This is a genomic window from Halovulum dunhuangense, from assembly GCF_013093415.1.
Taxonomy (GTDB): Bacteria; Pseudomonadota; Alphaproteobacteria; order Rhodobacterales; family Rhodobacteraceae; genus Halovulum; species Halovulum dunhuangense.
Genome location: NZ_JABFBC010000001.1, coordinates 790,771 through 803,561, shown reverse-complemented (window position 1 = coordinate 803,561; position 12,791 = coordinate 790,771). Strand labels below are relative to the sequence as shown.

Below are 12,791 nucleotides of genomic sequence, written 5' to 3'. Positions count from 1 at the left end.
TCATCCTTCGGCCCCCATGACATGGCCCGTCACCGAACGGCGGCGGTCGAAAACGTCGCGTGCGGCTTCCATCACGTCCTCCGCCTCGACCTCGGCCAGCAGCGGAAGCCACGCCTGCACATCCGCCACGGTCAGGCCGCTCGCCAGGGCCGCGCCATAGGTCGAGGCCCGCCCCTGCAGGCTGTCGAGGCTGTAGATCTCGCTTGCGCGGATGCCGGCCTTGACCCTTTCAAGATCCTCCGGGTCGGGCCCCTCTTCCAGAAAACGGGCTATCGCCGCGTCGATCCGCATTTCCAGTTCGTCCAGGCTGACCCCCTCGGCCGGCACCGCGAACAGGGTGAAGCCCTGCGGATCCAGCGCGGTCGCGGAATAGGACGCGCCGGTGCGGATGGCGACCCGCTCCTCCAGTTCCAGCACCCGCGACAGGTGCGAGGTGATCCCCCCGCCCAGAAGATCGGCCAGCACCGCCAGCGCCGCGGCGCGTTCCTGGTCGCCCGCCTCGCGCACCGGCGCAAGGTAGCTGCGCGACACCGAAGGCTGGCTGACCCGCGCGTCGCGATAGACGATGCGCCGCTCGGCCAGTTGCGGCGGCTCGGCCGGACGGATGCGCGGCGGCAGGTCCGGGGTGGGCTCGATCGGGCCGTAATGCTCCTCGGCCAGCGCCCGAACCGCGTCGGGCTGCACGTCGCCCGCCACGATCAGCACGGCGTTGTTGGGCGCGTAATAGGTGCGGTAGAACGCCAGCGCATCCTCGCGGGTGAGCGCCTCGATCTCGTGGCGCCAGCCGATGATCGGCCGCCCGTAAGGGTGGTTCAGGTAGAACGCCGCCCGCGACTGTTCGCTGTAGATGCCCAGCGGATCGTTCTCCACCCGCAGGTTGCGCTCCTCGAGGATCACGCCGCGCTCGGTTTCCACCTCTTCGGGGGTCAGGCGCAGGCCACGCATCCGGTCGGCCTCCATCTGCATCATCAGGCCCAGCCGGTCGGCGGCGACGCGCTGGAAATAGCCGGTGTAATCCCACGAGGTGAAGGCGTTCCCGCTGCCGCCATTCTCGGCGACCACGCGGCTGAACTCGCCCGAGTCCATGTTCTCGGTGCCCTTGAACATCAGATGTTCGAGGAAATGCGCGATGCCGGACTTGCCCGGCGGCTCGTCGGCAGAGCCAACGCGATACCAGAGCATGTGCGTGACCACGGCGGCGCGGTGATCCTCGATGACCACCACCTCGAGCCCGTTGTCGAGCGTGAAGCTCGTCACGTCGTCGCGGGTCGAGGCGAGCACCGCCAGCGGCGCAAGGCACAGGATCAGGACAGCACGGAAAAGACGCATGGCTTCGGTTCCTCCTGGTCCCGCACCTAGACGACGGGGCCGCAGGCGCAACCGAAAACTCCGTGAACGGGGCTTATTGCTCGGCCGGAAGCTGGGGCACCCAGACGCCCTGCGCCCGCAGGCGGCGCAACTCGGCCTCGGGGTCCAGCAATTCGTCCTCGTAGATGTCTCGTTCGGTCACCCGGCCCAGCAACCGGTCGAGCGGCAGGCCGCGATTGTCCTCGCGATAGGCCGCATCCTCGGCCGCCAGTACGGCGCGGATGTCGGGCCGCGCCTGCCCGGCACCGACCGTCGCAAGCAGCGCGTTGTCCGATCCGATCGGCGCTGCGCGCCCGTCCTGCCCGCTCAGCGCGCGCAAGGCGTCGGCGTTCGGTGTCAGATCCGCGCGGCTGGTCGCGCCCGGCACCGGTTCCGGCAGGGCCGTCAGGTCATCCGGAAGCACAAGCGGCTTTTGCGGGAGCACCGCGAACTCGTTCGGTGCGACATTGCTGCTGGAGGCAATCCTGTCGATCAGCGTCCGGTCATCGCCCGCGCCACCGCCGCAGCCCGCAAGCACGGCCACCGCGATCAGGGCCGCCACGCGATAGAATTGAGGCGCCATGTGCTCCTCCGTCACACCAGAACTCCTGTCACACCAAGGCGTGTTACAGCAGGACAGCGCCCGCGTCACGTCCTGTCTGCGCGCTTGCCCGGGTCCGGCATGAAGATCAGCGCCACGGCGCCCACGAAGATCGCGGCGTCGGCCACGTTGAACGAGAAGGGGTTGTCGATGCCGCAGCAGCTCATGTTCAGGAAATCCGCGACTGCCCCATAGGTGACGCGGTCCCAGGCATTTCCCAGCGCGCCGCCCACGATCAGGCCGCCTGCAAGGGGCACATAGAGCCCGCCGGCGCGGCGCGCCCACCAGGCAAGCCCGACCGAGACCGCGACGGCCAGGGCCGCCAGCCCCCAGCGCATCGCCTCGGCATCGCTGCCCATCAGCCCGAAATTGATGCCGCGGTTCCAGGCCATGCGGAATTGCAGGAACGGCGGCAGCACCTCGATGGCGAACCGGGTCTTGAGATCCATCCACTCGACCACCCACAGCTTCGTCAGCCGGTCGAGGGCCAGGACCAGAAGCGCGGTCACGCCGAGAAGGGAAAGGCCGCGCATCGGTTCAGTGCCGGAAATGCCGCATGCCGGTAAAGACCATGGCCAGCCCGGCGGCGTTGGCGGCGTCGATCACCTCCTGGTCACGCATCGATCCGCCCGGCTGGATCACGGCCGTCGCGCCTGCGTCGATCGCCGCCTGAAGCCCGTCGGCAAAGGGGAAGAACGCATCCGAGGCCAGCGCCGATCCCTCGGTCGGGCGGCCCGGCAGGCCCAGCGCCTCGGCCATGTCGGCGGCCTTGCGCGCAGCGATGCGGGCGCTGTCCACCCGGCTCATCTGGCCTGCACCGATGCCCACCGTCGCCCCGTCGCGGGCATAGACGATGGCGTTGGACTTCACATGCTTGGCGACGCGCCAGGCGAACATCATGTCGGCCAGTTCCGACGCCGTGGGGGCGCGCTCCGTCACCACCTTCAGCCCCGAGGCCTGCACCCGCCCGTTGTCGCGGTCCTGCACCAGGTAGCCGCCGGCGACCTGCCGCCACACCAGCCCGGCCGCCGCAGGATCGGGCAGGCCGCCGGTTTCCAGCAGGCGCAGGTTGGGCTTTGCAGCAAAGACCTTCGCCGCCTCTGCCGTCACCTTGGGGGCGATCACCACCTCGGTGAAGATCTTCACGATCTCGGCCGCGGTTTCCGCGTCGAGCGGCTGGTTCAGGGCAACGATCCCGCCGAAGGCCGAGGTCCGGTCGCAGTCGAAGGCGGCGCGATACGCCTCGGCCAGCGACGCGCCGCGGGCCACGCCACAGGGATTGGCGTGCTTGATGATGGCAACCGCCGGACCCTCGTCGGGGGCGAATTCGGCAACCAGTTCGAAGGCGGCGTCGGTGTCGTTGATGTTGTTGTAGGACAGTTCCTTGCCCTGAAGCTGCCGCGCGGTGGCGACGCCGGACCGGGCATGCCCGCCGATGTAGAAGGCGGCCTTCTGGTGCGGGTTCTCGCCGTAGCGCAGGCTCTGGGCCAGCTCGCCCGCGATGGCGCGGCGGTGGGGCACATCCTCGCCCGCGTGATCGGCCATCCAGGCCGATACGGCGGCGTCATAGGCCGCGGTGCGGGCATAGGCGCGGGCGGCAAGCCGCGTGCGCAGGTCCTGCGTCGTGGCGCCACCGTTCGCGGCCAGCGTCTCGAGCAGAAGGCCATAATCGCCGGCTTCCGTCACCACCGCGACATGGGCGTGGTTCTTGGCCGCCGCGCGGATCATCGCCGGGCCGCCGATGTCGATGTTCTCGATCACCTCGTCGGCCGCGGCACCGCGCGCGACCGTCGCCTCGAACGGGTACAGGTTCACGACCAGGATATCGATCGGCAGGATGCCGTGGTCCTTCATCGCCGCGACATGGGCCGCGTCGTCGCGCAGCGCCAGCAGGCCGCCATGGACCATCGGGTGCAACGTCTTGACCCGCCCGTCCATCATCTCGGGAAAACCCGTCAGCTCGGCCACATCGCGGACCGCCAGGCCCGCCTCGCGCAGCGCCTTCGCGGTGCCCCCGGTCGAGACCAGTTCGATCCCGTGACCGGCCAGCGCCTGGCCCAGTTCGATCAGGCCTGTCTTGTCGGAAACCGAGATCAGGGCGCGCTTGGGGGTGACGCGGTCGGCGGCGGTCGGCATGGGCAACTCCTGCTCTCGACGATGCGCGCCCTAGTGACTCCCCTCCGACCCGGTGTCAATGCCAAGATCCCCGGCAACATCGCGCGGTGCGCGCGGCGCGACGTTCTCGCGCAACAACGACCAGCTGATCTGCGCCGAATGGGTCGTGGCGCGGCTGCGCACCACGATCTGGCGCGCGGGCAGCGGCGCGGCAAGCGCCGGGTCCAGGTAGACGCTCGCCTCCAGGTCCATCAGCCCGCCCTCGTGACGGAACAGCCAGACCTCGCCGCTTTTCAGCCGCAGGCGGACGCTGTCGGTCTGCCGGATCAGCTCTGCCTCGACCTCCGGGTGCAGGTGGAAATGGATCGCCAGCCCCACGCCAAGCTTCGAGGCGCCGCGGATCCGGCTGGCGAAGCGGCGGCGCGACTTCTCGTCCGGCGACAGCAGCACATCCTCGCCATGCACCTGATGCCCGAGGGATCCCACGAACAGGCGCCGCTCGTGCACCAGGCCGTAATCCTCCAGGTAGCCGTCATGGCGGACCTGGATCCACATGCCGCTGGCGTCCTCGGCCCGCGCCAGCGACACCAGCGAGGGCCGCGTCTGAAGCGCGTCGAACCCCGGCCGCCCGGCAACGCGCGCCGGCCCCAGCCGCGAGGACGACGTCTTGTCGAGAGCAAGCGTGTTGTGCGCGGCGGTCGTGCGCGCCGCGCGTGCCCAGTCGGGCATGTGGCCGACCGCCGGCCCCGTGTTGACGATGACCGGCCGCCGGCCCGAGGACATCTCGAAGCCAAGCGTGCTGGCATGGCCCGTGTCCGAGCGTTCAGGCGGGCGGGCGCAATCGGCGATCACCGTGACGCGCCCGCCATGCAGCCGCACGAACCCCATCGCCGGGGCGTCCGTCGGCCGGGTGCGGATGCGCGCCTCGGCCAGCGCACGGTCGAGCACGCCATCCCCGCCGCCCGAGGCGCCGTGGAACCGCGCCAGGCGGCCATCGCCATGGCGAAGCGCGCGCAGCGTCGGCGCAATCCGCTGGAGCGCGTCCTCGAGTTGCGGAAGCGGTCTGCGGCCGGTATCGGCCAGCACCGCACGGATCGCCAGAAGATCGCGGAACACCGACAGCAACGCCTCGGGGTTGCGGCAGGCCAGACCGCCCTGCGCGGTGATGCGTTCGTCGCAGAACCCGGCCACCGACTCGAGCGCGCGGGAAACATGCGCCCCCTGCCCGGCAAGGCAGACCGCCCCGGTCAACAGCCCGCACAGCGCGGCAAGCCGGGGCGCGTCGTCAGCCTCTTCTTCCCAGGTCTCGGCAAGATAGGCGACGTGAAGCGGCAGCAGGCCTTCGATCCGCTCCCGACGATCCTCGGCCAGCCCCTTGGCCAGGAAATCGAGTTGCGTCAGCAGCCGGCGCAGCCGCCCGGCCACCACATGCGGCGCCCAGCCCGGCCCGGCGCCGTCGGCGAAACGGTCGATCCAGCCCAGCGTCCAGCCCTGCGCGCGGGCGCGGGCCTGCTTGCCGCCCAGCGCCTCGAAATCGTCGAGCCAGGCAAAGCCGTGCAACGCCCAGCTCAGCCGTGGCGATGGCAGGGCCACGTCCCAGGGCGTCAGGTCGCGCAGGGCCGCGCGGTAGCCGCCGATGGCAAGTTCCCCCTTCAGCACCGCGCGGGCGGCGTTGAAGTCGCCGAAGTCGCGGGCGGCGGGCAGATGCACCAGCCCGTCGAAGCGCACCCCTTCCGACAGCCGCTTGAGCCGCGCGCGGATCCGCGCCTCGGCACGGCGCGCGGCCAGCCTTGCGGCGGCGTCAAGCAGGACGGACAGGGGCTGGGACAAGCGGCGCTCCGGTTTCATGGCTGGGGCGCAGCTTACAAAGGGGCCCGCACCCTGTCATCCGCGCCGGTCAGTCCCGCGACAGGACCGTGGCAAAAAAACCGTCCATCCCGCCCCGCCCGGACCAGTAGTCGGGCCGCAGCCGCAGGTGGCCGGCATCGGTGATCCAGCCCGGCTCCAGCCCCTCGGGCGGCACTGCGCCGGCCACGCGCAGGCCGGGATGGCGGTCGCGCGCATGCTCGATCTGGCGCTCGCCCTCTTCGGGCAGCAGCGAACAGGTGCAGTACAGAAGCCGCCCGCCGGGCTTGAGCCAGCCAAGCGCCCGGTCGATCAGCCGCGCCTGCAACTCGAGCAGCGGTCGGATGTCCGGGTCGGGACGCGCATGTGGCAGGTCGGGGTGGCGCCGCAGCGTGCCGGTGGCCGAGCAGGGCGCATCGAGCACCACCACATCGACCGGCGCATCTGGCGCCCAGTCGAGCGCATCCGCGACCACCACCTGCGCGGGCAGCCTCGTCCGGCCGAGGTTCTCGCGCACCCGCTCCATCCGCGGCGCGGACAGATCGACGGCCTCCACCTCGGCCCCGGCTGCCGCCAGCTGCATCGTCTTGCCGCCCGGCGCGGCGCAAAGATCGACAATCCGCAGCCCCCGCACATCCCCGAGCAGCCGCACCGGCAGCGCGGCGGCGGCGTCCTGCACCCACCACGCGCCCTCGGCGTAGCCGGGCAGTGCGCTGACCTGACCGGGCATGCGCAGGCGCAGGCTGCCAGTGGGCAGAAGCTCCGCCCCCAGCGTCTCGGCAAGGGCTGCCGCCTCGGCCGGCGTCCGCGGCGTCAGGTCGAGCGGGGGCTGGCCCAGATGTGCCTCTGCGATCGCGGCGGCGGCTTCCCGGCCCCAGGCCTTGACGATGCGGGGGCCGAGCCAGCCCACGGGCCGCGACGGCGGTGGCAACGCGGCCCATGCCTCGGCCCCCTCGCGGGCAAGCCTGCGGGCCACCGCGTTGGTCAACCCCGTCAGGTGCCGGTGCTTGTGCAGGCCCTGCACCAGCCGCACCGCGCCATCGACCGCGGCATAATCCGCCACGCCATCGACCAGCACCTCCCACGCGGCGATGCGCAGCGCATGGTGCACCGGCGGGGGCGGCGGCTTGCGCAGCATCGGGGACAGCACCGCGTCCAGCCGTTCCAGCTGCCTCAGCACGCCCAGCGCAATCACCGAGGCGCGGGCCCGCTCTTCGGGCTTCGGCGCCGCAAGGGGACCGTCCGCCGATGCCGACAGCTCGGCCAGCGTCTGGCGCCGATCCAGCACGCCTGCCAGAAGCTGCGCCGCCGCTCGGCGCGCGGCAAGTCCCGGGGCGGCGCTCACTTGCGCCTCACCACGGGGATCGGGCTGCGCCGGGTTGCGGTGCGGCGGCCGGCGGGCTGGCGGTATTCCCCGTCAGAGGCCATCGCCTTGAGTGCAGCGATCCGCCGCTCGACCGGCGGATGGGTCGAAAACAGCTTGTCCAGCCGCATGCCCGTCAGGGGGTTCACGATAAACATGTGAGCCGAGTTCGGATGCGTCTCGGCGCTACCCATGGTGACGTGCTTCGCCTGTTCCGATATGCGCAGCAGCGCGCTGGCCAGACCCATCGGGTTGCCCGAAATCTCGGCCCCGCCGCGGTCGGCGGCGTATTCGCGGGTCCGGCTGACGGTCATCTGGATCAGCGCCGCCGCCATCGGCGCCAGGAACACCGCTATCAGCAGCCCGACCACGCCGAAGCTGCCCCGCTCGCGGTTGCCGCCGAAGAAGAAGCCCAGGTTGGCCAGCATCGAGATCGCGCCCGCGATGGTCGCGGCGATCGTCATGATCAGCGTGTCGCGGTTCCTGATATGCGCCAGTTCATGCGCCACCACGCCCTCCACCTCCTCGGCGGACAGGCTGTGCAGAAGCCCGGTCGTCACCGCGACGGCGCCGTTTTCGGGATTGCGCCCGGTCGCGAACGCGTTGGGCTGGCGCTGGTCGATCAGGTACAGCCGGGGCATCGGCAGGTCCGCCTGACGCGCCAGCCGCGCCACCATGTCGTGCAGCTGCGGATGCGACATCCGCGTCACGGGCTGGGCGTTGTGCATCGACAGCGCCAGCTTGTCCGAGTTCCAGTAGGCAAAGGCGTTGGTCGCCAGCGCGAAGGCAAGCGCCAGCACCATGCCGCCGGTGCCACCGATCAGGTAGCCCACGCCCAGGAACAGCGCGGTCATCGCCGCGAGAAGCATTGCCGTGCGCATCATGTTCATGCGCCGCCCTTTCCCTTGCCGGATCTTGAACTGACCTCCATATAGGCGGGCAGGCCGCGAAGGAGAAGACAGTGACGGACGAGAACCAGAAAGCCGCCCGCCTGCGCGATGCCGCCGCCCGTGCCCTGGCCGAGGCCGAGGCGCGGCGCAAGGCGGCCAAGCCGCTCGACCTGGCCCCCGAACTGGGCGGGCGCGACGGACCCGAGCCGATCCGCTTCGGCGACTGGGAAAAGAAGGGCATCGCCTCGGATTTCTGATCCGCGCGACGCCCTCGGGGTTTGACCCCACGGTAATCAGTGCTTACATGCACGCCATGAACCAGACCTTGCCCCTCAAACGTGGTGACCTGCGCGACGCGCTGCTGGCCTATGCCCGCCGTGCCGCCGATGCGGGCGAGATCGCCACGATGAGCCTGCGCGCCGCGGCCCGCGACCTGGGCGTGTCGTCCGGGGCCGTCTACCGGCATTTCGACGATCGCGACCAGCTGCTCAAGGCCGTGGTCCAGCAGGGCTTCGACGAGATGCGGGCGCTTTTCGTGGCGATCCGCCCCGAGGCCGGCACCGCGCCCTCGGCCGTCGAGGCGGTCGCCCGCGCCTTCCGCATGGGCCGCGCCTTCGTCGATTTCGCCGAGGCGAACCCGACGCTCTGGCGGATGATGTTCGGCCGGATCGGCTGCCTCTGCCGCGAGGACAAGATGGGCAACCCCGACGCGATGCGCTACACCATCCTCGATTGCGTGCGCGAGAACTGCCTCGACATCCACCGCCGCGGCGGACTTCCCGGCCAGCCGGACATGGACGACATCCGCTTCATGTGGAGCGCGATCCACGGCGCGGCGGACCTGATGCAGTCAGGTGCCCGGCTCGATGTGGTCAGCCGGACGGAAGTCGCAGACCAGACCACGCTGCGCAGCCTGCGCGCGATGGGATGCCCCGAGCCGGTGCTGACCGAAGGCAGGGCGCTTCTGCGCTGAACGAAGGCGCTCACATTCCAACATCAAGATATTATCGCGAAAACGTGACAATTCTCTTTGTCGGACCCGGAAACGGGGCGCAAGCTGCACGCAATTGCGGTCTTTCCAGTGAGTCCCGACCATGTATCCCACAGTAACGAGTGCCGTAGTTCTAGCCGCCATCACCCTGGCCGGTCCCGCAACAGCCGACCACCTGATCCGGCTGGAAAGACCCCCCGACGTGGCAGCGCTGAAGACGGTGTATCTGGCCTGTGAACGGCGCGCGCAGACCACGCGGATCGACGAACGGGAGTACCAACTCTGCGCCACGATCTACGAAGAGCTTAAGCAGCACGGCTTTGCCGGCAGCTTCCGGGCACTGCATGCATGGTATGTCGCCGCGCGCAGGACCCTGCCCCCGCGGCAGCCATCCGACGATCGCCCGGTCACTCTCAGGACGCTGCTTGAGGTCTACCGGGTCAAGGCCTGAGGCGCGCCCCGGTCAACGCCGGATCACCGTGGTCACGCCGATCTCTGCCGTGCCGCTGACGGATACGCCCACACCGGCGCCGCCCGCCGCTGGCGGTTGGGGCGCGCAGCCGGCCAGCGCGAGCGCCGCCGCGATCAGACCCGCGCGGATCAATGCGCCGCCGCCCAGTTGGGGCCCCGGCCGGCATCGACCGTCAAGGGCACGTCCAGCCTGACCGCGGGCTCGGCCGCCGCTTCCATCACGGCGCGCACCCTGGCGATCGTCTCTTCGGCGGCGCCTTCCTCGACCTCGAACAGCAGTTCGTCATGGACCTGAAGCAGCATGCGGGCGGGCAGACCCTCGATAGCGCGCGGAACGCGGATCATGGCGCGGCGGATGATGTCGGCGGCGGTGCCCTGGATGGGCGCGTTGATCGCGGCCCGTTGGGCAAAGCCCGCGCGCGGCCCCTTGGCGCCGATCTCGGGCGTATGGATGCGCCGCCCGAACAGCGTCAGCACATGGCCGGTGTCCTTCGCGAAGGCCACGGTCTCGTCCATGTATTCCCGGATCCCGGGGAAACGCTCGAAATAGCGGTCGATGAAGTCCCTGGCCTGATCGCGCGGGATGCGCAGGTTGTTGGCAAGGCCAAAGGCGGAAATCCCGTAGATCACCCCGAAATTGATCGCCTTCGCCTGGCGCCGGACCATCGGGTCCATGCCCTCGATCGGCACGCCGAACATTTCCGATGCGGTCATCGCGTGAATGTCGAGCCCGTCCTGGAAGGCCTGCTTCAGGCTGTCGATCCCGGCGATATGGGCAAGGATGCGCAACTCGATCTGGCTGTAGTCGAGGCTGACCAGCACGTTGCCCTTTTCCGCGACAAAGGCCTCGCGGATGCGCCGCCCTTCTTCCGTCCGCACCGGGATGTTCTGGAGGTTCGGATCGGTCGAGGCCAGCCGCCCGGTCGTCGCGCCCGAAATGACGTAGGACGTGTGCACCCGCCCCGTTTCCGGGTGGATATGGCCCTGAAGCGCATCCGTGTAGGTCGATTTCAGCTTCGAGATCTGGCGCCAGTCCAGCACCCGCGCGGGCAGGTCGTGGCCCTGCGCGGCCAGTTCCTCCAGCACGTCGGCCCCGGTGCCATAGGCGCCGGTCTTGCCCTTCTTGCCGCCGGCCAGGCTCATCTCGTCGAACAGGATCTCGCCCAGCTGCTTGGGGGATCCTACGTTGAACTTGCGCCCGGCAAGCGACTGGATCTCGTCCTCGAGCTGGGCCATCTTCTGGGCAAAGGCGTTCGACATCCGGCTCAGATGGTCGCGGTCCACCTTGACGCCCGCCATCTCCATCCGGGCAAGCACGGGGACAAGCGGGCGCTCCAGCGTCTCGTAGACGGTCGCCACATGCTCGGCGCCCAGCTTCGGCGCGAACAGCATCCACAGCCTCAGCGTGATGTCGGCATCCTCCGCCGCATAGGCCGTCGCCTCTGCGATCGGCACCCGGTCGAATGTCACCTGCGCCTTGCCCGAACCCAGTATCGACTTGATCGGGATGGGCGTGTGGTTCAGGTAGCGTTCCGCCAGCGTGTCCATCCCGTGCCCGTGCAGCCCGGCATGCAGCGCGTAGCTCATCAGCATGGTGTCGGCGATGGGCGCGACATCGATCCCGACGCGGGCCAGGATCTTCATGTCGTATTTCATGTTCTGGCCGATCTTGAGGATGGCGTCATCCTCCAGCACCGGCTTCAGCATCGAAAGCGCCTCGTCCATCGCCATCTGGCCCGGCGCGCGCTCGGCCGCGCCCAGCAGGTCCCCCTCGCCGGTGACATGGCCAAGCGGGATGTAGCAGGCGCTGCCCGGCTCCACCGCCAGCGAGATGCCGACAAGTTCGGCCCGCATCTCGTCGAGCGAGGTGGTCTCGGTATCCACCGCAACATGGCCCCGCTCGCGGATCAGCGTGATCCAGGCGTCAAGTGCCGCGCGGTCCGACACGGTCTGATAGCCCTGCGCATCGAAGCCTGCCTTCAGCGCCGCGGGCTCGGGCGCGTCGCCTGCTGCGGCCGCCGCGGCGGCACTGCCCGGCTCGGGCATCTCGGGCGCCTCGACGCCCATCTTCTCGGCGATGCGCCGGGTCAGGGTGCGGAACTCCATCTGCGACAGGAACGCCATCAGCGCCTCGGCATCCGGCTCGCGCACGTCCAGATCGTCCAGCGGCTCCAGCCCCTCGACGCTGTCATCCAGCGTGACCAGCTGCCGCGACAGCCGGATCTGGTCGGCGAACTCGATCAGGGTCTGCCGCCGCTTGGGCTGCCTGATCTCCTCGGCGCGCGCCAGAAGCGTGTCGAGGTCGCCATATTCGTTGATCAGCTGCGCGGCGGTCTTGATGCCGATGCCGGGCGCGCCGGGGATGTTGTCCACGCTGTCGCCGGCCAGCGCCTGCACGTCGATCACCCGATCCGGCGGCACCCCGAACTTGGCTTCCACCTCCTCGGGGCCGAGGCGCGTGTTCTTCATCGCGTCGAACATCTCGACCCCGCCGCCCACCAGCTGCATCAGGTCCTTGTCCGACGAGATGATGGTGACCCGCCCGCCGCGTTCGCGGGCCTCGCGGGCATAGGTGGCGATGATGTCGTCCGCCTCGAAGCCCTCAAGCTCGATGCAGGCGATGTTGAAGGCGCGCGTCGCCTCGCGGGTCAGCGGGATCTGCGGGCGCAGATCCTCTGGCATCTCGTCGCGGTTCGCCTTGTACTTGTCGTACAGGTCGTTGCGGAAGGTGTGGCTGCCCTTGTCGAAGATCACCGCGACATGGGTGGGCGCGTCGGGGCCGCGATTGTCCTCGACCATCTTGAAGATCATGTTGCAGAAGCCGGACACCGCCCCGATGGGCAGGCCGTCCGATTTCCGCGTCAGCGGCGGCAGCGCGTGGAAGGCGCGAAAGATGAAGGCCGACCCGTCGATCAGGTGCAGGTGACAGCCCTTGCCGAATCCGCTCACGACCTGTCCGCCGGTCCGCCCTTCAGGACATAGCGCTTGTCGCAGTAGCCGCACTCGACATAGCCCTTGTCAGGGTCGACGGTCAGCCACACGCGGGGATGGCCCAGCGTGCCGCCGTCGCAGGCGACGGTGGATTTGGTGACGATCTCGACCTCGGGCGCGTCGGGGGTCATGGCAGTCCTCTCAGGGTTGTCAGGGCTTGGGGCCGCGCGGTTGCCG

The 12,791-nt window shown here is 69.6% G+C and carries 13 protein-coding genes; 3 read left to right on the top strand and 10 right to left on the bottom strand.

The annotated features are described in order from the left end of the window. From HMH01_RS03925 to htpX, 7 genes are all read right to left on the bottom strand, one after another. Complete coding sequence (locus HMH01_RS03925; RefSeq protein ID WP_171322687.1) at positions 1–1,329, bottom strand: M16 family metallopeptidase; 1,329 nt, start codon at positions 1,327–1,329, stop codon at positions 1–3. Positions 1,330–1,402: 73 nt separating this feature from the next. After that, positions 1,403–1,930, bottom strand: coding sequence for a DUF3035 domain-containing protein (locus HMH01_RS03920; protein ID WP_171322686.1), 528 nt, complete (start codon positions 1,928–1,930; stop codon positions 1,403–1,405). Between the two features lie 65 nt (positions 1,931–1,995). Next, entirely contained in the window at positions 1,996–2,481 is a 486-nt protein-coding gene (gene lspA / locus HMH01_RS03915; protein WP_171322684.1) for a signal peptidase II, read from the bottom strand. A gap of 4 nt (positions 2,482–2,485) precedes the next feature. Beyond that, positions 2,486–4,084, bottom strand: a complete 1,599-nt coding sequence (gene purH, locus HMH01_RS03910; RefSeq protein WP_171322682.1) for a bifunctional phosphoribosylaminoimidazolecarboxamide formyltransferase/IMP cyclohydrolase — start codon at positions 4,082–4,084, stop codon at positions 2,486–2,488. Between the two features lie 30 nt (positions 4,085–4,114). Next, positions 4,115–5,893 (bottom strand): heparinase II/III family protein, encoded by a 1,779-nt coding sequence (locus HMH01_RS03905; RefSeq protein ID WP_171322680.1) that lies wholly within the window; start codon positions 5,891–5,893, stop codon positions 4,115–4,117. A gap of 67 nt (positions 5,894–5,960) precedes the next feature. Then, a complete protein-coding gene (locus HMH01_RS03900; protein ID WP_171322679.1) occupies positions 5,961–7,253 on the bottom strand; it encodes a transcription antitermination factor NusB in 1,293 nt (430 codons plus the stop codon). After that, positions 7,250–8,161 (bottom strand): zinc metalloprotease HtpX, encoded by a 912-nt coding sequence (htpX, locus tag HMH01_RS03895; protein WP_171322677.1) that lies wholly within the window; start codon positions 8,159–8,161, stop codon positions 7,250–7,252. Before htpX ends, HMH01_RS03900 begins: the two co-directional genes overlap by 4 nt. Positions 8,162–8,232: 71 nt before the next feature. Here htpX and HMH01_RS03890 point away from each other — a divergent pair, with 71 nt between their 5' ends. From HMH01_RS03890 to HMH01_RS03880, 3 genes are all read left to right on the top strand, one after another. Next, on the top strand, positions 8,233–8,418 hold the full coding sequence (locus HMH01_RS03890) for a DUF1674 domain-containing protein (RefSeq protein ID WP_171322675.1): 186 nt from the start codon (positions 8,233–8,235) through the stop codon (positions 8,416–8,418). Between the two features lie 56 nt (positions 8,419–8,474). Continuing rightward, positions 8,475–9,134, top strand: a complete 660-nt coding sequence (locus HMH01_RS03885; RefSeq protein ID WP_171322673.1) for a TetR/AcrR family transcriptional regulator — start codon at positions 8,475–8,477, stop codon at positions 9,132–9,134. Positions 9,135–9,255: 121 nt separating this feature from the next. Then, positions 9,256–9,603, top strand: coding sequence for a hypothetical protein (locus HMH01_RS03880; RefSeq protein WP_171322671.1), 348 nt, complete (start codon positions 9,256–9,258; stop codon positions 9,601–9,603). Between the two features lie 12 nt (positions 9,604–9,615). Here the strand turns inward: HMH01_RS03880 and HMH01_RS03875 are convergent, their stop codons facing one another. The 3 genes from HMH01_RS03875 to HMH01_RS03865 are packed head-to-tail and all read right to left on the bottom strand — an operon-like array spanning position 9,616 to position 12,745. Further along, entirely contained in the window at positions 9,616–9,756 is a 141-nt protein-coding gene (locus HMH01_RS03875; RefSeq protein ID WP_171322669.1) for a hypothetical protein, read from the bottom strand. Beyond that, positions 9,753–12,572, bottom strand: coding sequence for a DNA polymerase I (gene polA / locus HMH01_RS03870; RefSeq protein WP_171322667.1), 2,820 nt, complete (start codon positions 12,570–12,572; stop codon positions 9,753–9,755). The genes HMH01_RS03875 and polA overlap by 4 nt, the downstream gene beginning before the upstream one ends. Continuing rightward, positions 12,569–12,745: a zinc-finger domain-containing protein gene (locus HMH01_RS03865; RefSeq protein ID WP_171322665.1), complete on the bottom strand. Its 177-nt coding sequence runs from the start codon at positions 12,743–12,745 to the stop codon at positions 12,569–12,571. Before HMH01_RS03865 ends, polA begins: the two co-directional genes overlap by 4 nt. Positions 12,746–12,791: the final 46 nt, after the last annotated feature.